Genomic DNA, 19,784 nt, shown 5'->3' on the forward strand with positions numbered 1-19,784 from the left:
AGAATGACAATTTCCGCTGAAAGAAAGTTTCATTTTCACGAAAAAACCGCCCTCACAAGTGAAGACGGTTCGATTCGGTTATCGTTTGATTCTGTTTTGCTGATAAGCAAAGTGGTTCGTAGGCCCATGTCCAGATCCAATACGTAAAGGGAATTTAATGGCTTCATGGACAAAGGTTTCTGCTGTTTCAAAGGCTTCCTTCATCGAATATCCTTTCGCAATTTCAGCTGTTAATGCTGCTGCAAACGTGCAGCCTGTACCATGTGTATGCGGTGTATCAATATGTTCATTTGTGACTTCAATAAAGCCTTTTCCATCATACAGCAGGTCTGAAATCATCCCATCAGATGGACCATGGCCGCCTTTGATCACGACATGTTTCGTGCCAAGCTCATAAAGACGCTCCGCTGCCACATAGCGGTCCTCTTTCGTCTGAATACGTATGCCTGTTAGTACTTCTGCCTCAGGAAGATTCGGTGTTACAGCATAGCTGACAGGCAGCAAGTGTGTTTTCATCGCAGAGACCGCATCTTCATTTAATAAAGAGGCCCCTCCTTTTGCGATCATGACTGGATCTACAATCAGCTTCATTTCATATTGAACCGTTTTTTCAGCTACGATTTTAATCATGTCTGCACTCCACAGCATCCCTGTTTTGACGGCATCTGGCGGTAAGTCTTCTGCCACTGCATCTATTTGACGCTCTAACGCCTCAATTGAAAGCGGGTATATCCCGTGAACACCTAGTGTGTTTTGCGCAGTAATTGCTGTGATCGCAGACATTCCGTACACACCGAGCTCCTGAAAAGTTTTCAAATCTGCCTGAATACCTGCTCCGCCGCCAGAATCAGAACCCGCGATTGTGAATGCTTTTTTGATCGTCATTTCTTCACACCTCTCATTAGCCAATCCATTGATGATAAATGGTTCTTGCTTTGGCAATATCATTCGTACCATGAACAAGCGCTCTGCCATCTTTAAATAAGACAAGCTTAAACTCATCCTTTTGACACGAAAGCAAATATGGATTCTCAAGCACATCCATTCCTGCCCTCTTTAACCGAAGAGCTACTTCATGTAAAGGCGGCGGTGTTTCTGCTGCACTGCGGATTTGTACCGTATTGCGGCCGCATAGTACATCCGCCCTCGCTCTCTTGTCATATGAAAGAAATGGATACGTCTTCAGTCCACAGCTTGGACATTGCTTCTTCTTTAAAGACACGGCCGACCGAATGTCAGACCTTTCATTTTTCCATAAATCGAAGGATTTTAATATTGGCGTCACTTGATGTCCTGTTAAATATTTAAGTGCATCTGCCACTTGATATGCGGCCACCTGCTGCACAACTGGACTAATGATACCTGCTGTATCACATGTCATGCCTTGTGCGGGTAAATGTTCAAGCAGACAGTGTAAACACGGCGTCTCACCAGGGATCACAGTGAATTGAATGCCGTAACTTGCTACACAGGCCCCATAAAGGAACGGAATTTGATGTTTGACAGCGGCATCATTTGCGATCATTCTCACCTCAAAATTATCCGCTGCATCGACAATGATTGAAGCCTCACTGACAAGTTCGTCAATATTGTGAGCAGTCACATCGATCACGATTCCTTTGATGTGCACGTCACTGTTTACTTGCTTGAGTCTTTTTTCAGCCGCCACAGCTTTTGGCAGCCGATCCTTCACGTCTTGCTCCGTGTAAAGCTGCTGACGCTGAAGGTTGCTCCATTCAATATAATCTCGGTCCAAAATGGTAACAGATCCAACGCCGGCACGAACGAGCATTTCAGCACTTGCGGTTCCAAGTGCCCCCGCTCCAATAATGACCGCCTTTGAGTCATTTAGCCTCTTTTGACCCTCTGTTCCGATTGGCTGAAAAAGCTCCTGGCGTGAATAACGAGTGCTCAAAATGACGGCATTCCTTCCTGTGGACTGCTCGCTGTCCCATAGTTTTTTAGCGGAATACGTCCTGCCTCATAGCCTAGTCTTCCTGATTCAATCGCGAGTTTCATTGCTTTTGCCATTTTCACAGGATCCTTTGCACCAGAGACAGCGGTATTTAGTAATACAGCGTCAGCTCCAAGCTCCATCGCATAAGCTGCATCCTTCGGAGAACCTACGCCAGCATCAATAATGACCGGCACCTTCGCCTGCTCGATTATAAATGAGAGGTTCAGAGGGTTTAACAGACCTTGGCCTGAACCAATCGGTGAAGCACCAGGCATGATGGCATGGACACCGAGTTCTTCTAATTTTCTTGCCAGCACCACATCATCAGATGTATATGGCAGCACGATAAATCCTTCTTCGAGCAGCATTTCAGATGCTTTTAATGTTTCAACTGGATCTGGCAGAAGAGACCTTGAACAGCCAATGACTTCTACCTTGATCATGTCACAAAGCCCAGAAGCCTTTGCTAAACGGGCAATACGCACTGCCTCTTCTGCTGTACTTGCACCAGCTGTATTGGGAAGCAGCGTATATCTTGATAAATCAAGCTGCTCCAAAAAATTAGGCTGAGATGCTTCGAATATGTTCATTCTTCTGACGGCAAAGGTTAAAATTTCGGCTTCCGATACGTTCACCGCTTCTTTTTGAACCTCAAATGATGGGTACTTTCCTGTTCCTAGTAATAGTCTTGATGTGAATGTTTTTCCGCCAATGTGCAGCATTGGATCATCCTCCTCCTACGAAATGAACGATTTCAATCGTGTCATTTGGTTGAATTTCTACTTGTTGAAACGCTTCTTTATCAATGATTTCATGGTTCTTTTCAACGATCACCACACGGTTTTCAAGCTGATAGGCTGATAGCAGATCATAGATCGTTCCATTCTCTTGATCGAAATCAACGATTCTGCCATTCAATTGAATCTTCATACGAATAGTGCCTCCTTTCGTCCAATACGAAACGCATGAAGCCATTCCTCTTTGACCGGTTCGTCTAATATCAGGTCACGAATGATTTCTCCAGTAATCGGCGCTAGTAAAATACCGTTCCTGTAATGCCCTGCAGCAAAAAGAATACGCTTGTCTTCTGGATGTCTTCCGATATAAGGATGCCGATCGTTTGTCGCCGGACGAAGGCCTGCCCAGCACTCTTCAATCGGCATCTCCTTAATAGAAGGCATAAGCTGAGACGCCTTTTGAATCACAGCTTCCATGCCGCCAAGCGTTGGAACAGCCTGCCACTCGTTTGGCTTCATTGTTGCGCCGATAACAAGCTTTCCGCTATCTCGCTGAACGATATAACAATGATCATGATAAATGGTGTGTGCGAGCGCCGGACCATTATTCCATACAGACACACATTCCCCTTTTACTGGATAAAGAGAATGAGATAATCCGAGTTCTTCAAAAAAACGGCCAGACCATACACCACTTGCGACTGTCAGGTCATCACATGTGAATGTGCCCTTCGTTGTTCTGACAGTTAACGCTTCTTTGTCCCGCTTCACTTCGATCACAGGTGTACACTCTTTCACATCTGCCCCGTACCGGACAGCCGCCTGCCATAAAGCCCTGCATACAGCGTAAGGTTCCACATGCACATCCTCTTCAATCAAACCTGCTCCCAGCATGTGATCTGTAACTTGAGGCATGCATTTTTTTACGCTGCTTGCGTCAAGCCATTTAAATGTAGACAAATGCTGCATCTGGCAAAGGGCTTGTTTCTCTTCTTCTGTAAAGGCGACCTTCATGATACCGCCCGCTGAAGTTCGAATATCAATGCCTGATTCATGAAGAAGATCGACTTTTAATTTTTCGTACAATGCCTGGCTTGCTCTGCCTGCCTGAAAGAAAACATCCTCATGACCCTCTCCTTCAGCATGTGCACCGAGCATCCCGGCAGCCGCACTTGTCGTTTGCTTCCCTATCTCATTCGCTTCAAATAAGACCACCTGTTTTCCTGCTTTTGCAAGGTGATAGGCGATGGAGACCCCTATGATTCCACCACCAATGATTGCAACGTCATAATGCTTTTTCATAAGGATTCTCCTTTACCTTTTCAGAAAATGCTTGTGCCATCATACGCGGCTGATGATGAGCAAAAATCCCAGACATGACAGCAATTCCTTTCACATTTGCTTGTTTCAATTCTGGAACTCGTTCTGGGGTCACCCCGCCGATGGCCACCACTGGAATCGTTAGTGCAGAAGTCAGTTCTTTCACAAGATGTACACCTCTTGCCTGAAGTCCTGGTTTACAAGAGGTGGCATATATGTGCCCAAACATGACATACTCTGCTCCATTTTTCTCTGCTGCTTTCGCTTCTTCTATCGAATGGACAGATACTCCCGCATGAAGGTGAGGAAATTTTTTTCGCAGTTCTTTTGGCGAAAAGCTGTGACCCGGGAGATGCACCCTGTGAATATTGGTAAGCAGTGCAACGTCTACTCGGTCATTGATGACGAGCTTTTCTTTCGGCACACCTTCTAAAAGGAGATTCTTCACGAGATCAACAAGCTCACTTGCTGTTTTAGACCGTTCCCGAATATGAATAAAATCCACTTCAGACGCAATGGCTTTTATTTGTTTGATCAGTTCATCCGCAGGAAGGGAATCATTTGTCACTGCGTGGAGTTCCATTTGCACCAACCCCATCTAAGCATGCTGTTTGCCACATTTCTTTTTGATACGCCATCTCCCAGAAGTGATATTCATAATAGCTTGAAATCACAAAATTTTCTTTCATATTTGCCCGTACATGTTCTGGTGCTTTTTCCGCGAGTTCATCAAAGCGGTTCACCTGTTCGAAGACAAGTTCCTTAAACCAATCGCCTCCATATGTCAAAATCCATTCTTGATAAATCGGATGGTCAGGTGTTGTTTGTTTCAGCTTTTCACCTACCTCATAATAGAGCGAGTAACATGGTAATAACGCGGCTAAAATCTCTTCAAACCGTCCGCTTTTTACAGATCGGTACATATGAGAGGTATACGCATAAGCAGTGGGGGAAGGCTTAAAGTTCTCAATGGCTTCATCAGAAATCTGCAGAAGCTCTGTAAATTTCCTATGCAGCGACAGCTCTGCTTCATACGTCCCCTGAGCATGATACGCCATTCTGCCCGTCGTATGTAAGTCCTCACTAATCGCCGCTCCATATGCCTGCACCTTTGCAAAATGAGTTAAATAATACGAATCCTGCATCACGTAATAGGTGAAACGATCGAGTGAAAGTGTGCCATCTCCAATCCCTTTGACAAAAGGATGTGTAAAGCTTCCATTCCACCATGCTGCTGCAGCCTCTTTACATTCTGTTGAAAACGTCATTTTTCTCTCCTCCTGTTTTTCCATATAAAAAAGCCACTTTCCGCGTGGAAAGTGGCTTGGAATTTGTAAAAAGCATAGTCAAAAACCGCACCACTTCCCTACGCAGGTATGAACCTGTTCAGGTAATGAGGGTCTAAAAGTGAACACTTTTATCTCAGCCCTTTTAAAGGACTCCCCTAGTGGATCAAATATATGATGTTGTACCTCTATCTTAATCAGGAATTGTTCATTGGTCAAGGGTTCATTGTCATTCTAATTGGGCTCTTAGTCCTGCCACATATTCCCGAGAGCCCGATACAAGCACACGGTCGCCGCTTCTGAGTGTCGTATCTCCATGCGGTACTAAGCTGTCTATCCCTCTAAAAATGCGGACAAATACCAAATCACCGGTGAAAGGAAATTCTCTCAGCATGACATTATGATAACGATGATTGTTCATTTGAATTTGATACAAAGAAGAATCCTCATTTGTTAGCAATCGAATCGCATCAGGTGCTTCAATCAAAGCTCTTAGCACCGTTTTAGATGACAGGAAAGTAGAAAACGTATCAATGCCCGCTTCCTTCAATGTCAGCTCTGCCTCTGCTTTGTTGACACTTGCAATGACTTGTTTTGAACCTTCTTCTTTTGCAAATAAAGCAATTTCCTTATTTTTCGTCTCACTGCCTGTTGCGACGACTAGGACATCCTCTTGGCCGACGCCTGCCTTTCTCAGCGTCTCATCGTCGTATTGTTCAATTGATTCGACTTCAAAGATAGAGTCTGCCAGCAGTGCTTCTTTATTTTCTTGAAAAACATGCAAAATCCGAATGTCATATTCATCCTGATGTAAGTCAAGTGTGACAGGTAAGGTCAGCTGATTTGCTCCAATAAAGGTCACACGCTTCTTATGGATTGCCGCTTGTTCTTTTTTAAACAGCGCTTTAAACCAAACAGGTGTTAAAATACTCGTTAGCACAGCAACTAAAATCAGCGCCCCTGACATTTTATGATCAATGACACCGAGCCGCTCACCAATCGTCGCAGCTGCAATGACGAGAGATAGCGTTGAAGTTAATAAAAAGCCGGAGCCAATGACCTTTTTCATGTCATACCATTTTTTCAAATAAAGAATCGGGATGAGCTTACTCATAAGCAGCGCAATAAACAGCAGCGGAATCATGATCATGATGTTTGGGTCCTTAAACAGTGCCCATATATTCAGATCTACTCCGACCATCACAAAAAAGATCGGGATTAAAAATCCATAGCCAAATGAGTCCAGCTGCTGAACGAGCTCTTTATTTGGTGAAAGAAGGGACACAAGCACGCCAGCTAAAAACGCCCCTAGAATATTTTCAGCCCCGAGTGATTCAGATAAGGCAACTAAGACTATAATGAGAGTAAAGATTGCCCTTGTCCCAATTTGCACGGTCCCTTTAGACATCGACTGAAAAATTGACTTTGTCTTAAATACGCGGCCAAATAAATAAAGAAGAATGCCTGCAGCAAATAATAAGAGCAGGAGCCACATGTTCCCTGTTCCATCTCCATAAATGGAGGAAAACACAGCAAGCAAAATCATCGTGACCAAATCGGCAATGACAGCTACAAGCAGAATGATTTGACCGATATTCGTCTGCATCAACTTTTCCTCTTTTAAAGTTGGAACCACTACGCCTAATGAGATAGTAGAGATAATGAGCGTCATTAAAAAGGCATTTTGGATAAACCCTGCGAGTACAAACGCATAGGACAGAATAAAAGAAATACAAAATACCCCAAGAAAAATAATGGTGGCAGCTTTAAATGTATTTGGTTCTTTTAAACCATTTGGAAGTTCTCGTGCTTTCTTCTTTGACTCAAAAGAAGAAAAATCTATTTCAAGCCCACTTAAAAACATCAGAAAAATAAAACCGAGCATGGATAATGTATCTAACCACGCATCATGTTCGACAACCAGTTGAAGACCGCTTTTCCCAATGATGAGCCCCATGATGATTTCAGCTACAACGACCGGAATGGTCAGCTTAAATCGGTGCAATAAAATAGGGGTGAAAAAGGCGACAATGATAACGACAACGAGTGATGAAACAGATGTATGCTCCATTGGCTAAAGCCTCCTAACATTCATGTTTAATTTTTTAAGTCTTACGTTAAAGCATTGATTCTAACAATTGCCCAAATGAAATGAAAGCCATTCGTTATATTTTCTAAAATTCAAACTTCTTTATATCCGACGAATGGATGAAAAAAATCAGGAGGAAACCTTATGAAATTCGATATTATTGGCGATATCCACGGCTGCTACGAAGAGCTGCTTACCCTCATACACAAACTAGGATACGAACTCAAACATGGATTACCCGTCCATCCTGATAAGAGAACGCTGGCCCTTGTTGGTGATCTAACAGATCGTGGACCTCAGTCAGTAGACGTCATGCGATTTGTCATTCATGCCTATTCACACGGCGCAATCCGCTATGTACCTGGCAACCATTGCTTTAAGCTTTACCGCTATTTAAAAGGAAATCCCGTCAAATTGCTTCATGGCATCGAAACCACAGTGAACGAAATAAAAAAACTGCCAATTCACGAACAAAACAAATTGTCACATGAATTTAAGCAGTTATTCGAGAAGGCTCCGCTTTATGATGTACTCATTCCTGATGAGCTGATCATTGCACACGCAGCGATGAAGGAAAAGGATATTGGAAAAAAGCCGAATAAACAGATGCGGTCCTATCTATTATTTGGTGCCGTCACTGGAGAAACATGGCCAGATGGACGGCCTGTTCGGAAGGACTGGGCAAAGGAGTATCACGGAAAACCGTGGATTGTGTATGGCCATACACCAGTAAAAGAACCTCGGTTCGTTGGCAGAACCGTCAATATTGACACAGGCTGCGTATTTGGCAACCAGCTGTCTGCCCTCACATACCCTGAGCTTAAAACAGTCTCTGTTCCTTCATCTATGCCTTATGACGATTCAAGGTTTCAGCATTTCACATCATAAAAAACCCGGCCCTGCGCTGCAGGTGACCGGGTTTCTCTATTTAAAAAAGCAATGATTTCATATCATCAGGAAGCGGGGCTGAAAATGTCATTTGCTCACCTGTCATCGGATGAGGAAATACAAGGGTTTCACTATGCAATGCCTGCCGGTCTATCCGCTCGGTCGTTCCGCCATACAGCGTATCTCCGATGAGCGGATGCCCAAGAAATTGCATATGAACACGAATTTGATGTGTTCTCCCGGTTTCAAGCGAGAGAGACACATCCGACATGTTCAACTCAGCGATTACCGCTCGCACGGAATAATGCGTCACTGCGTTCTGCCCAGTATCATCAACCATCCGCTCGATGATACTATCCCCTTTTCGGGCAATTTTTGCAGCGATCGTTCCATGTTTTTCTGTGATCATGCCATGTGTAAACGCTCTGTATGTTCGCTTAACCTCTCCACTTTTTTGCGCCTTTGATAAAAGGCTATGGGCAAAGCGATGCTTCGCCACAAGCATGACGCCAGATGTGTCACGATCAAGACGGTTCACCAAATGAACCGTATGCCGAACAGACTGCTTGGCATAATGATGCAGCAATCCATTCGCAATACTGTGCTCAGGGTGCTCCCGAGAAGGGATTGAAGGAATATACGGCCTTTTATTCAGCACAAGGACATGCTCGTCCTCAAATATAATATCAAGCGGAATCGGTGCAGGCTTTAGTCCTTCACTCACTTTTTCCTCGGGAAATAAAATGGTGAGCCTGTCCCCTTCATGCAGCTCGCACTTCACGGTAACATGCTCTCCATTAATAAGGAGGTCACCGCCAGCAAACTTAATATCTGTCAGCATTCTTTTCGAAATGCCAAGATCAATTAAATATTCCTTTAAAAGCAGCCCTTCTTCTTTGGCTGTTATGGTTTTGTTTAACGTAAAGTATTCCAGCGGGAACAACCTCTTTCTTATTCTCCTTTTCCGATAAAGGAATCTTGCACCCTTTTCCAAAACGGAAACGGTCTAAATCTGGCAAAACGGACATTCTCGTCTGCCACCCGGCATTGAATGGATTTGACGTCTTTATGAAGCAGTGTTAAATGATCAATGGTCACCTGAAAATCCACATCATTCCTCGGCTTAATCACACAAGTATGGTGGTCAGGCAAAATAAGCGGTGAACCGACCGTCCGAAACACTCGGTTGTTGATTGAAGCCATTTCTGCCAGCTGAATGGCTCTAATGGAAGGGTGAATAATGGCGCCACCCAGTGCCTTATTATAGGCCGTACTGCCAGATGGTGTAGACAGACAAAGACCGTCACCTCTAAATGTTTCAAACAGCTGGCCTCTGATTTCAACATCTGCCACAAGTGTCCCTTCCATGCTTTTAATTGTACATTCATTCATGGCTAAATATTTCTCTTCTCTGCCGCCGTCGTTGTATCTGACAATGACTTCTAAGATCGGATATTCCACAATATGATAAGGCGTTTTCGCAATGGCTAAGACGAGTTTTTCAATTTCACTCGGCACCCAGTCAGCATAAAAGCCAAGATGACCTGTATGAACACCGACAAAAGCCGTTTCATTTAGACGGTCGCTATAACGGTGAAACGCATAAAGAAGGGTGCCGTCTCCACCAACCGTAATGACAAGATCCGGTTCCTCTTCATTTAGTTCCATACCAAAATCCAATAAGTAAGTCTGAATTTTACTTTTGAGCGTGTCAGATACAGAATTCCCTTTTGAAGAAACTGCAAATTTCATGAATTCTTCTCCTTTTTCACCTTGCTGCTATGAGAGGGCAGCATCATATTTGATCAAACTGGCTCAGCTGTCGTTTTTCTTTTTCCGGGAAAATGCCACTTGTGCTTCTTGAATTTCCTCTCTAATTTCGGACATTTCTTCATCGAGACGAGATGCTGCCTCAGATGCTCTTTGAAGGCGCAGCTTGACCTTCTCCGGGATGTTCCCGCTATATTTATAATTCAGAGAATGCTCAATGGTCGCCCAAAAGTTCATCGCAAGCGTACGAATTTGGATTTCGACGAGGAGCTGTTTCTCTCCGCTTACGGTTTGCAGCGGATATAGCACAACAAGGTGGTAAGAGCGGTATCCGCTTTCTTTATGTTCTGCAATATAGTCGCGTTTATCTACAACCACAAAATCTTTACGTGACTGGAGCATTTTTTTCACGACTTGTATATCTTCTACAAACTGGCACATAATGCGAAGCCCAGCAATATCCTGCATCGTTTCAATCTCATGCATCGGGATGTTTTTACGCTTTGCCTTTTCTAATATGCTGGCAACGGGTTTCACTCGGCCTGTGACAAATTCTACTGGTGAATGGTCATCCTCGAATTCATACAGCTTTCGAATGCCTTTTAGTTTCACTTTTAGTTCTTCGACTGCTTGTTTATACGGTGCGAGGAATTGATCCCATTGTTTTTTGTCCATGAAACTTCCCCCAATTCCATATACCTAATTATTTCAGAGGAATGTGCTTTTCACTTTCTCTTCCATATCTCCGTAATTGGCATTGTCTTTAATATTGTCGATTAAATAATGTAATTCCTGTTGAAGCTGAATGAGTTCCAGTGAATGTTCATCTGATGCCAAATAGACAGGGATGTCACGATTCATTGCTTCTTTTAATGGAGCCCATGTATGTTCCCCTAAAATAAGATACGAAAAGGACTCCTCGGTTTCAAGTATGTAAACGAACGCAAAGTGATCAGAATCAACAAGCATTTGTCCTGATGCTTTTGCTTTTTGGATTTGCTCTTCTGACTGGATTGTCAAAATCAGCCTGTCTTCTTTTAAAGTTGCTTCTGTGATTTCAATTCTGTTTTGCATCATGATCTCCTTTACAACAAAGTACAGCTTTATTTTATCATATCAAGTTCAATATTGATAAACCGAACTTTTTGAGAAAATCCTGTTTTTCTCTTTTAAATGATCCTTTCTCAAGATTCTTCATTCATTTTGGTCCATACCTAAAGAAAATAGAGAGAAAAAAACAGTCTTTTACATGTTGAACACACTTCATGTACAATAATCATATTTCCTCTAATGAAAGGTTGATGTCAAATGGCACAGGAAATTGAAATCGAACTAAAGCAATTATTAATGAAAGAAGAATTTGAACAGCTGAAACAGCATTTTCAATTGAAGGATGCGGATTTCCATACGCAAACCAACTATTATTTTGATACACCTCAATTTGATATAAAATCTCAATTGGCTGCATTAAGAATGAGAGAAAAAAACGGTCAATGGGTGCTCACATTAAAGGAACCACATGAAATAGGCTTGCTCGAAACCCACCAAACGATTGCTCCCCCTTCTCAACTTGACGATTTTAAGCTGCCAGAAGGTGAAGTTGCAGACAGATTAGACCACCTGAACATTCAAAAGGATCAAATTGTGTACTTTGGTTCACTTGAAACGTCAAGAGCAGAAAAAATGATCCAAGAAGGCTTAATTGTTTTGGATCACAGCCGATATTTAACAGTAGAGGACTATGAACTTGAATTTGAAGTGAGCGACCTGGAAATCGGACAAGCCGCTTTCTCCGCATTGCTCCGCAAATTTCATATTCCAGTACGAAACACAAAAAACAAAGTCGTTCGTTTTTATGAAGAAAAAATGAAAACACAGAATAGATGAATTCCTTGAAGGAGGAACATGATGAACGTTAATCAACTTCAATCCTTTATGCAGCTTCAAGCGCTTAAAACGTTACAGACAGATCCAGCACAAACGCAAATGTCTGGGGGTCAAGAATCGAATGCCCAAGCTTCATTTCAGTCGCTGCTGCAAGATTTTTTAGGCGGATCAGAATTATCACGTCTCCCGCTTTCCATCTCAGCTTTTTTGGGCACGGATCCATCAACGGCTCCAAACACGCAATATGCGCGTACAAACCCATATTTATCTGCCACTTCCGGCAGTGATCAGCTTGAGGCCCAATCTTTATATGCAAATGACAATCAATTAAATACAGCGAATGGCATTGGAAATGTCTTAAACAACAGCTACACGCCGCCGCTTCAAAAGGCTGTCTCAAGTAGCTCATCATCAAAAGAGATTAATCAAATCGTGTCACAAATGGCTCAAAAGCATGGCGTTCCCGAAAAGCTGATTCACGCGGTCATCAAGCAGGAATCCGGCTACCGCACAAATGCTGTCAGCCATGCAGGTGCGCTTGGACTCATGCAGCTCATGCCATCTACTGCTAAATCACTTGGCGTCAACAATGCCTTTGATGCGTCCCAAAACATTGAAGGCGGAACGAAGTATTTAAAACAAATGCTCAATAAATATAACGGAAATATCTCACTCGCCTTAGCTGCCTATAATGCAGGCTCAGGAAATGTAGATAAATACGGGGGCATTCCTCCATTTAAAGAAACACAAAATTATGTCAAGAAAATCACAGCTCAATATTTCGCTTAAACCGAAGAGAATAACCTCTTCGGTTTTTTGTATGTCGCTTTTCCCCCTTTTTTGACTGAATGTGTTATGATATGGTCAATTGATCACAGAATCCGATTCTCTCTTTATTTTGAGCAGACCAAAGCGGTTTGTTTGTGGAATTGAGATGAGGTTGTTAAAATAAGTACAAGAATAGAAACAATAAAATAGAACAAACTGAATATCACTTTTGAAATAAATGAAATGCGCAATAGGGTGAGTCATCCTATTAACTACGAGTAAAAGGAGTAGTCAACATGGTACAATCGTTTAACGCACCTTACGAAGCGGTTGGAGAGGAACTTCTATCGCAACTTGTTGATACTTTTTATGAAAATGTAAAGTGTCATCCTTTGCTTCATCCTATTTTCCCGGATGACTTAAAAGAAACAGCAAGAAAACAAAAACAGTTTTTAACGCAATATTTAGGCGGACCACCGCTTTATACAGAAGAGCATGGCCACCCAATGCTGCGAGCGAGACATCTCCCTTTTCCGATTACTGAGGAGCGGGCTGACGCATGGCTTGAATGCATGGAGGATGCAATGGATCAAGTAGGATTAACCGGCGATATTCGTGACTTTTTATTTGAACGGCTTTCTCTGACGGCTCGTCATATGGTCAACCAAACACCTGAAAAGGATGGACGATCTTGAGCTGCAATACGCACGATCAATATTTCTCACACTGTCACGGACATCCTCAAAAGCCGATTGAAATCTATGTATTCATTGATCCTCTAAGCCCAGACTGCTGGTTATTAGAGCCATCCATCAAAAAGTTGAAAATGAAATATGGCCGTTTTTTCACTTTACGAACGGTAACAAGTTCTAGTATTAATGCTTTGAATCGGAAAAGAAAGAAACATTTACTGACTGAAGCATGGGGGAAATTTGCCACTAAAACGCAGACCAAAAAAGAACAAATGCTGTCTGAACAAATTGTGACATCACCCTACCTCGCCTCACTGGCACTAAAAGCAGCGGAGCTTCAAGGCAGAAAATGCGGAATGAAATTTTTGCGTCTTATTCAAGAATCACTTTTTTGCCATCAGCAAGATGTCACAAGTGAGCAGGTACTGATAGAAAATGCAAAAAGTGCTGGTCTGGACATCGAGGAATTCCAGCGCGACATTCATTCTCAAAGTGCTGTGAAAGCACTGCAATGTGATATGAAAATTGCAGCTGAAATGGACGTATCTGAGCTTCCGACCTTCGCCTTTTTTAATACCGTAAATGGAGATGAAGGATTAAAAATTTCAGGTGCCTACTCTTATGATATATACGAGGAAATCCTTTTTGAAATGATTGGTGAAAAACCAACACCATCAGAACGGCCTCCAATTGAATGGTTTATTGCTTACTTTCAATTTGCTTCCGCAAAAGAGATAGCCGTTGTCTATGACCTGACGCTTGAAGAAGTTGAACGAGAAATGAAGAAGCTGGCTTTCGCTCAAAAGGTAGAACGTGTACAAGTGCAGCAAGAAATGTTTTGGCGCTATAAAGAGAATGACCACCATACAGATCTTGATGTCTATCGCTGTGAAAATGAACATGGGTGCTGACCCATGTTTTTCTTTACCTTCACCAGGAACATTCGTTCTGTTTATAAATACGAAGAAACCGCGCCGGGATAAGCGCGGTTTCACTATGTCTTAACGACAACAAAGGGGATGGGAGAAATTTTTCACGGTCAAACAAAGGGGTAATGTTTGTATGTGATTAATTTCACATCTGTAGTATATCAAATTTTGTCGACTTATGACAACAGATATACTATATGTTCATATTTTTGTCACAAAACATAAGAGGGTTGTCACTTTCATATAGTAAAAGTAACAAAAAAATGGGGGGATCTGCATGCGCAGCACAACTATTGGACTTGTTGCCATTGGCTTATGTTTCTTTTTAAATATATTAGGCTTAATGAAGATGCTTCCTCTTTATTTGACGTCACCACTCTTATTTGCTTCGATTCTTTTTACGCTTTATCGAATGAATCACCGTAAGACCTTTAGAGGTTTTAAAGGTTGATGATTGACATGGAACGGCCTCGATATCTGAAGAGGTCTTTTTTTATGAGAAAAAAACTCCTGTCAAAAGATGAGATAGCACTCACACGTCTGACAGAAGTCTTTTCATTACTCACCTGTTTTGGAGATGAGCTCTTCCATTTCTTTTAGTTTTTCTTCGAACAATTGACATGCTGCTTCGATTGGTTCTTTAGAAGCCATATCAACCCCTGCTTTTTTCAGCACATTGATTGGATAATCAGAGCTTCCTGCTTTAAGGAAATCGGTGTAGCGCTCTACCGCTGGTTTTCCTTCTTGTAAGATTTGCTTGCTTAATGCCTGCGCCGCACTATAGCCTGTCGCGTATTGATACACATAATAGTTGTAATAAAAATGAGGGATTCTCGTCCACTCTAATCCAATTTCCTTATCAACCACCATGCCGTCACCAAAGTACTTCTTGTTCAGGTCGTAATAAAGGTTTGTCATAAATTCTGGCGTTAAAGCCTCTCCTTCTTGTGCTTTCACATGAATAAGATGCTCAAACTCAGCAAACATCGTTTGTCTAAATACCGTTCCTCTAAATCCTTCTAACAAGTGGTTTAACACATACAAACGCTGCTTTTTATCGTCTAAATGATTGAGCAGGTATTCGCCTAGTAACGCTTCATTTGTAGTGGAAGCCACTTCAGCTACAAAGATACTATAGTTTCCATACGGATATGGCTGGTGCTTTCTTGTATAGTAACTGTGTACAGAATGCCCAAATTCGTGAGCGAGTGTAAACAAATTATCAATATTATTTTGCCAGTTCATGAGGATATATGGATTTGTACCATAGCTCCCAGATGAATAAGCACCGCTTCGTTTCCCTTTATTCTCATAAACGTCTACCCAGCGATTGTCGAGTCCTTCTTTTAACACGGACACATATTCTTCTCCTAATGGCGCTAACCCTTTCAGCATATAATCCTTTGCTTCATCATAGGTGAGCTTCATGCCAGCATCTTTCACAAGTGGTGTATACAAGTCGTAATTGTGCACTTCATCAAGCTTTAATACCTTTTTACGTAATTCAATATAGCGGTGTAATAACGGTAAATATTGATGAACTGTATCAATTAGATTGTCATAAACTTCTTCCGGGATGCTGTTTCGTGATAATGCTGCTTCTCTTGCGGATTTGTAATTTCGCACTTTTGCATAAAAATTATCCTTTTTAATCGAACCGCTCAGTGTAGAAGCAAGTGTATTCTTATACTGATCATACGTTTTATACACAGCTTTAAAGGCATTCTTTCTCACTTCACGATCATCACTATTTAGAAATGTGATGAAGTTGCCGTGGGTAATTTTCTTTTCCTCTCCATTCTCATCCTTTACAGAAGGGAACGAAATATCGGCGTTGTTAAACATACTAAAGGTAGTAGATGAAGATGAAAGTGGTTCAGATGCCTCAGCTAATAAAGCTTCTTGCTCCTCACTTAAAATATGTGGACGCTCTTTATTAATTTCTTCGAGAGCATGTGAATACAGTTTTAATTCTTCTTTTTCTAGTATGAATTGCTGCAATTTATCTTCTTGGATCGATAAAATCTCTGGAACAATATAAGCAGATGTACTAGAAAGCTGTGTAAATAGATTCGATGCCTTATCATTTAACGCCTGAAATGATGAGTTCGTTGTATCTTCATCATATTTCATGTGCGCATATGTATAAAGCTTGCCAAGCTTTTCAGAAAGTTGATCCTGAAAGGTGAGGGCTTCATACAGAACATCAGCAGAATGGGCCAGCTTTCCTTTAAACTGGGCCAGCTTCGGAATTTCTTTTTTGACCGCTTCGAATTCCTTGTTCCATGCATCGACGCTTTCAAAAATATCTTCAAGACGCCATTTGTTTTCTTCTTTTACTTCGCTTCTGTCTGGTAAATGATTGTTTTTGTTTTGTGAAGTCATATGAATCCCCCTTGCATGAGTTGTGTTAAACCAACCTTTCGGAAAGTGAAAGAAATTGGTGTTGTATTTATCTTCTTTGTTTTGAACTATATTTGTCAAATCATATGCAGAAATAAATACCAAACAGACTAAAAAAATGAGGAAAAAGCGTTTCTTTTGATTCAATAGCAGCACCACCTTTTTCTTATCATGATCAAAGTGGTCATGAAACATGCTAATGAAATAAGAAAGCATCTCGTTTTAACACTTCATCTAGTGTTCGTATAGGCATTTGATTCGACGATACTTCATAATTACCCTCTTTCGTCATATGTAAAAACCCTTGTCTTACAAGCGCATTTACATATGCAGTGACCACCTCTTTTATTTCTTCTCTTGAAACATCGCCATATCGAAGTTTCACTTCTTTCATTTGCACACATCGATTGATTTCCATCATCAGCTGTTGAATCGTCACTCTTCCGCTTCCTTTTTTCCGCATCATCCAATCATAGAGACACCCTTGCCAAACATACACGGGACTTGTAAAGATATACGCTTCTTGCACCGGAATAAATAATTCAGTTGGCAAAAAAGGGAATGCTGTTTGATGATGCTCATAAAAAATATTTCTCAAACGTTTGCTTTCATTTGATAAACTGCGAGGAGGACGCTGCCTAAATTGCTGTATACATTTAATCCATTGTTGGTTTACTTGACGCTTGCTGGAAGGCAGAGATAGAAGTGCCGGAATATCACGGTATGCTGAAGGTGGTCTGACAGTCATGGCCGCACATATTTTCGTTGGTTGAAACACGAGGAATTGATCAAGATGGATGAACCTTTTCTGGATCGGGCAGAAAAAAATCAAGCGCCTTTCCTCTGATTCCCTTAAAATTCCCCAATGAATGGAGGAGAAAGAAAAAAGCTGGGCAGATTTTCGGTTTAAACGATTTGCCCCTATCATCCATATGGGAAAGAGCCCTGCCTCGCGGAGACCTGCTGTTCTTCTGCGAAGCTCTTGCCGGGAAATATTTGCACATTGAAATTCAATTGCATAGTTTTCATTTCCTATAGAGACGGTCACATCAGGACGCTGATGAATATTTGACATATACTTTTCCAGCGCCGGTTTATGTCCAAGCCCCTTCAGCCAATTCATAATGGCTTCCTTTCCCGCCTGATGATAAGCCGTTTCGCCTGAAGCTAGCGGACATGCTGTCAGCTGTTTATGCGCAAAATGATAGACACGATGCTCCCCTAGCTTTAATTGCACCTCCTCCCTGCACTCAGTACAATAAAATTTGCACGTCGTTCTTACATGCTCCAGACGGCTTTTCGATAGATGATGTGTCATTCGGATAAGCTTACCGTTATCCATAATTGCTGCGTTCATTCAGTTCGCCCCTCGCTCTTTGATAACCGTATTATAGCTTGTTCGTCTATAAGGAAGCGAAAAGGCAAAATGAATTTTTACCGTGTCAAAAGATAATTTTAATAATCATTTCTTCGGTAAAATCAAAAATCCCCCTTATAGAAAAGGGGGAAAATACAATCTTTATAAAAGTGGTGATAATAATCTTGCTGTTGATTCAAACAGTCTGACCCCCAAGGGTCTCTTTGCAAACTCTTCTGGAACAATTTCATGTGACTGCTCTAAATCACCTAAGAAATCATTGACGAGCTTCTCGGTGCTTTTTGTTTTATAGAGGAAGGCATTCACTTCAAAGTTCAAATGAAAGCTTCTCATATCCATGTTTGCCGTTCCTATCGAAGCCAGCTCGCTATCCACAATAATAAATTTACTATGCATAAAGCCTTGATCATACTCGTATACCTTTGCTCCTGCGTCAAGAAGCTCCGGGAAGTATGAACGAGATGCATGGAAAACAATCCGTTTATCTGGATTCTTTGGAGCAATAATCCGTACATCTACTCCGCTCAATGCGGCAATTTTCAATGCGGACAAAATATCATCATCCGGCACAAAATACGGTGAAGCGATCCAGATGGACTTTTTGGCGGAGATGATCATGGAGAAAAAAAGATTTTTAATGACCTCCCACTGCTTGTCAGGCCCGCCAGCAATCATTTGTACGCCTTCTGTTGTACTCTCAAGGTGGCTGAAATCTTTGAAATAGTCCACACCAGAGCATCTTTCATTCGTCATATAGTACCAATCCTGCATGAAAATCTGCTGGAGGTCACGAACAGCTTCGCCCTTAATCATCAAATGAGTATCACGCCAGAATCCATATTGTCTGCTTCTGCCCATGTATTCGTCTCCAATGTTAAGCCCGCCGACAAATCCCACTTCCCCATCAATTACGACAATTTTTCTATGATTTCGGAAGTTGATTTTATTATTTAAAAGGGGGAGCCTTACTGGTAAAAACGGAACGATCTGAACGCCAGCCTTTTCTAGGTCAGCAATATATTGACGGGAGAGCTTTAAGCTTCCTACATCGTCATATAAAAAGCGGACAATCACGCCATTTTTCGCTTTTTCAATGAGAATGTCCTTTAATTCTTGGCCAAGGTCGTCGTGGCGGAGAATGTAATATTCTAAATGAATGTGATGAGTTGCTTTTTTAATCTCTTCAAAAATATGAGAGAATGTTTCTTCACCATTGGTTAAGACTTTAGAGGACGTGCGATATGTAATAGGAGTATGTCCGAGTCTGTGGGCCAGCTTAAATAAGAGCTGCTGATGATCACCCATATGCGTCATTTTTTCAATCGCTTCTCTATGGATACGTTCATCTTCCTGAATTAATTTCTCGTCCAATACCGCCTTCTTTTCAAACAGCCGGCGCTTTTTGATATTGCGTCCAAAGAAAATGTAGAACAAAAAGCCGAATAACGGAAAGCTGCCAAGCAGGACAAGCCATGTAATCGTTTGAGACGGATTCCGGTTCTCCAAGAAAATAACAAATCCGATGAAAATAATCGATAAAGTAAATAGAACACTCACAGAACTTAATACACTTACCGCTAAATCACCGACAATCAATTGGATGATTAAATAAGCACCTACCGTAATGATTAGAAAAAATAGAACTTTGACTACATTTCTCATTTCATTTTTCTCCTTGCC

At 41.8% G+C, this 19,784-nt stretch carries 21 protein-coding genes and 1 riboswitch; of the genes, 6 read left to right on the top strand and 15 right to left on the bottom strand.

Annotation, left to right across the window (positions count from 1 at the left end):
- Positions 1 to 78: 78 nt before the first annotated feature.
- From thiD to BA81_RS10620, 8 genes are all read right to left on the bottom strand, one after another.
- Entirely contained in the window at positions 79 to 885 is an 807-nt protein-coding gene (gene thiD / locus BA81_RS10585) for a bifunctional hydroxymethylpyrimidine kinase/phosphomethylpyrimidine kinase (RefSeq protein WP_034282031.1), read from the bottom strand.
- A 16-nt stretch (positions 886 to 901) separates the two neighbouring features.
- Positions 902 to 1,915, bottom strand: a complete 1,014-nt coding sequence (locus tag BA81_RS10590; RefSeq protein WP_034282032.1) for a thiazole biosynthesis adenylyltransferase ThiF — start codon at positions 1,913 to 1,915, stop codon at positions 902 to 904.
- Positions 1,912 to 2,679, bottom strand: a complete 768-nt coding sequence (locus BA81_RS10595) for a thiazole synthase (RefSeq protein WP_034282033.1) — start codon at positions 2,677 to 2,679, stop codon at positions 1,912 to 1,914. Before BA81_RS10595 ends, BA81_RS10590 begins: the two co-directional genes overlap by 4 nt.
- Before the next feature lie 4 nt (positions 2,680 to 2,683).
- Positions 2,684 to 2,887, bottom strand: a complete 204-nt coding sequence (thiS, locus tag BA81_RS10600; RefSeq protein WP_024426466.1) for a sulfur carrier protein ThiS — start codon at positions 2,885 to 2,887, stop codon at positions 2,684 to 2,686.
- Positions 2,884 to 3,996 carry a glycine oxidase ThiO gene (thiO, locus tag BA81_RS10605; protein WP_034282034.1) on the bottom strand — a complete coding sequence of 371 codons (1,113 nt, stop codon included), beginning with the start codon at positions 3,994 to 3,996 and terminating at the stop codon, positions 2,884 to 2,886. Before thiO ends, thiS begins: the two co-directional genes overlap by 4 nt.
- Entirely contained in the window at positions 3,980 to 4,597 is a 618-nt protein-coding gene (tenI, locus tag BA81_RS10610; protein ID WP_034282036.1) for a thiazole tautomerase TenI, read from the bottom strand. The genes thiO and tenI overlap by 17 nt, the downstream gene beginning before the upstream one ends.
- Positions 4,572 to 5,282, bottom strand: coding sequence for a thiaminase II (tenA, locus tag BA81_RS10615; protein ID WP_034282038.1), 711 nt, complete (start codon positions 5,280 to 5,282; stop codon positions 4,572 to 4,574). The genes tenI and tenA overlap by 26 nt, the downstream gene beginning before the upstream one ends.
- Before the next feature lie 78 nt (positions 5,283 to 5,360).
- Positions 5,361 to 5,470: riboswitch (TPP riboswitch) on the bottom strand.
- 59 nt (positions 5,471 to 5,529) lie between these two features.
- Positions 5,530 to 7,371, bottom strand: a complete 1,842-nt coding sequence (locus BA81_RS10620) for a monovalent cation:proton antiporter family protein (protein WP_034282039.1) — start codon at positions 7,369 to 7,371, stop codon at positions 5,530 to 5,532.
- A gap of 162 nt (positions 7,372 to 7,533) precedes the next feature.
- On the opposite strand from BA81_RS10620, the gene prpE reads away from it, so the two are divergent.
- Positions 7,534 to 8,277, top strand: a complete 744-nt coding sequence (prpE, locus tag BA81_RS10625) for a bis(5'-nucleosyl)-tetraphosphatase PrpE (RefSeq protein WP_034282041.1) — start codon at positions 7,534 to 7,536, stop codon at positions 8,275 to 8,277.
- Positions 8,278 to 8,317: 40 nt separating this feature from the next.
- On the opposite strand, the gene BA81_RS10630 is transcribed toward prpE, so the two are convergent.
- From BA81_RS10630 to BA81_RS10645, 4 genes are all read right to left on the bottom strand, one after another.
- Entirely contained in the window at positions 8,318 to 9,220 is a 903-nt protein-coding gene (locus BA81_RS10630; protein WP_034282042.1) for an RluA family pseudouridine synthase, read from the bottom strand.
- A gap of 8 nt (positions 9,221 to 9,228) precedes the next feature.
- On the bottom strand, positions 9,229 to 10,029 hold the full coding sequence (locus BA81_RS10635) for an NAD kinase (protein ID WP_003211364.1): 801 nt from the start codon (positions 10,027 to 10,029) through the stop codon (positions 9,229 to 9,231).
- A 63-nt stretch (positions 10,030 to 10,092) separates the two neighbouring features.
- Complete coding sequence (gene yjbM / locus BA81_RS10640; protein WP_034282044.1) at positions 10,093 to 10,722, bottom strand: GTP diphosphokinase; 630 nt, start codon at positions 10,720 to 10,722, stop codon at positions 10,093 to 10,095.
- 33 nt (positions 10,723 to 10,755) lie between these two features.
- On the bottom strand, positions 10,756 to 11,121 hold the full coding sequence (locus BA81_RS10645) for a UPF0738 family protein (RefSeq protein WP_034282045.1): 366 nt from the start codon (positions 11,119 to 11,121) through the stop codon (positions 10,756 to 10,758).
- A 234-nt stretch (positions 11,122 to 11,355) separates the two neighbouring features.
- Between BA81_RS10645 and BA81_RS10650 the strand changes: the two genes are divergently transcribed.
- From BA81_RS10650 to BA81_RS19765, 5 genes are all read left to right on the top strand, one after another.
- Positions 11,356 to 11,934: a CYTH domain-containing protein gene (locus BA81_RS10650; protein WP_034282049.1), complete on the top strand. Its 579-nt coding sequence runs from the start codon at positions 11,356 to 11,358 to the stop codon at positions 11,932 to 11,934.
- Between the two features lie 21 nt (positions 11,935 to 11,955).
- Positions 11,956 to 12,723, top strand: a complete 768-nt coding sequence (locus BA81_RS10655; RefSeq protein WP_034282051.1) for a lytic transglycosylase domain-containing protein — start codon at positions 11,956 to 11,958, stop codon at positions 12,721 to 12,723.
- A gap of 275 nt (positions 12,724 to 12,998) precedes the next feature.
- A complete protein-coding gene (locus BA81_RS10660) occupies positions 12,999 to 13,397 on the top strand; it encodes a globin domain-containing protein (protein WP_008355333.1) in 399 nt (132 codons plus the stop codon).
- Positions 13,394 to 14,305 carry a ClpXP adapter SpxH family protein gene (locus BA81_RS10665; protein WP_024425033.1) on the top strand — a complete coding sequence of 304 codons (912 nt, stop codon included), beginning with the start codon at positions 13,394 to 13,396 and terminating at the stop codon, positions 14,303 to 14,305. The genes BA81_RS10660 and BA81_RS10665 overlap by 4 nt, the downstream gene beginning before the upstream one ends.
- Before the next feature lie 295 nt (positions 14,306 to 14,600).
- A complete protein-coding gene (locus BA81_RS19765) occupies positions 14,601 to 14,774 on the top strand; it encodes a hypothetical protein (RefSeq protein ID WP_024425034.1) in 174 nt (57 codons plus the stop codon).
- Between the two features lie 107 nt (positions 14,775 to 14,881).
- Here the strand turns inward: BA81_RS19765 and pepF are convergent, their stop codons facing one another.
- From pepF to cls, 3 genes are all read right to left on the bottom strand, one after another.
- A complete protein-coding gene (pepF, locus tag BA81_RS10675; protein WP_282707040.1) occupies positions 14,882 to 16,708 on the bottom strand; it encodes an oligoendopeptidase F in 1,827 nt (608 codons plus the stop codon).
- Between the two features lie 214 nt (positions 16,709 to 16,922).
- Entirely contained in the window at positions 16,923 to 18,083 is a 1,161-nt protein-coding gene (locus BA81_RS10680) for a competence protein CoiA (protein ID WP_034282054.1), read from the bottom strand.
- Positions 18,084 to 18,245: 162 nt separating this feature from the next.
- The gene (gene cls / locus BA81_RS10685) at positions 18,246 to 19,766 is read right to left on the bottom strand and encodes a cardiolipin synthase (protein ID WP_034282056.1); all 1,521 of its coding nucleotides are present in this window, start codon (positions 19,764 to 19,766) and stop codon (positions 18,246 to 18,248) included.
- Positions 19,767 to 19,784: the final 18 nt, after the last annotated feature.

Source organism: Bacillus safensis FO-36b, from assembly GCF_000691165.1.
GTDB lineage: Bacteria > Bacillota > Bacilli > Bacillales > Bacillaceae > Bacillus > Bacillus safensis.

Coding starts and splice junctions, on each gene's coding strand:
- BA81_RS10660 (WP_008355333.1), top strand. CDS start 12,999: ATGGTACAATCGTTTAACGCACCTTACGAAGCGGTTGGAGAGGAACTT.
- BA81_RS19765 (WP_024425034.1), top strand. CDS start 14,601: ATGCGCAGCACAACTATTGGACTTGTTGCCATTGGCTTATGTTTCTTT.
- BA81_RS10620 (WP_034282039.1), bottom strand. CDS start 7,371: ATGGAGCATACATCTGTTTCATCACTCGTTGTCGTTATCATTGTCGCC.
- yjbM (WP_034282044.1), bottom strand. CDS start 10,722: ATGGACAAAAAACAATGGGATCAATTCCTCGCACCGTATAAACAAGCA.
- thiS (WP_024426466.1), bottom strand. CDS start 2,887: ATGAAGATTCAATTGAATGGCAGAATCGTTGATTTCGATCAAGAGAAT.
- BA81_RS10650 (WP_034282049.1), top strand. CDS start 11,356: ATGGCACAGGAAATTGAAATCGAACTAAAGCAATTATTAATGAAAGAA.
- cls (WP_034282056.1), bottom strand. CDS start 19,766: ATGAGAAATGTAGTCAAAGTTCTATTTTTTCTAATCATTACGGTAGGT.
- BA81_RS10635 (WP_003211364.1), bottom strand. CDS start 10,029: ATGAAATTTGCAGTTTCTTCAAAAGGGAATTCTGTATCTGACACGCTC.
- BA81_RS10595 (WP_034282033.1), bottom strand. CDS start 2,679: ATGCTGCACATTGGCGGAAAAACATTCACATCAAGACTATTACTAGGA.
- BA81_RS10680 (WP_034282054.1), bottom strand. CDS start 18,083: ATGAACGCAGCAATTATGGATAACGGTAAGCTTATCCGAATGACACAT.
- thiO (WP_034282034.1), bottom strand. CDS start 3,996: ATGAAAAAGCATTATGACGTTGCAATCATTGGTGGTGGAATCATAGGG.
- thiD (WP_034282031.1), bottom strand. CDS start 885: ATGACGATCAAAAAAGCATTCACAATCGCGGGTTCTGATTCTGGCGGC.
- BA81_RS10655 (WP_034282051.1), top strand. CDS start 11,956: ATGAACGTTAATCAACTTCAATCCTTTATGCAGCTTCAAGCGCTTAAA.
- tenI (WP_034282036.1), bottom strand. CDS start 4,597: ATGGAACTCCACGCAGTGACAAATGATTCCCTTCCTGCGGATGAACTG.
- BA81_RS10645 (WP_034282045.1), bottom strand. CDS start 11,121: ATGCAAAACAGAATTGAAATCACAGAAGCAACTTTAAAAGAAGACAGG.
- prpE (WP_034282041.1), top strand. CDS start 7,534: ATGAAATTCGATATTATTGGCGATATCCACGGCTGCTACGAAGAGCTG.
- pepF (WP_282707040.1), bottom strand. CDS start 16,708: ATGACTTCACAAAACAAAAACAATCATTTACCAGACAGAAGCGAAGTA.
- tenA (WP_034282038.1), bottom strand. CDS start 5,282: ATGACGTTTTCAACAGAATGTAAAGAGGCTGCAGCAGCATGGTGGAAT.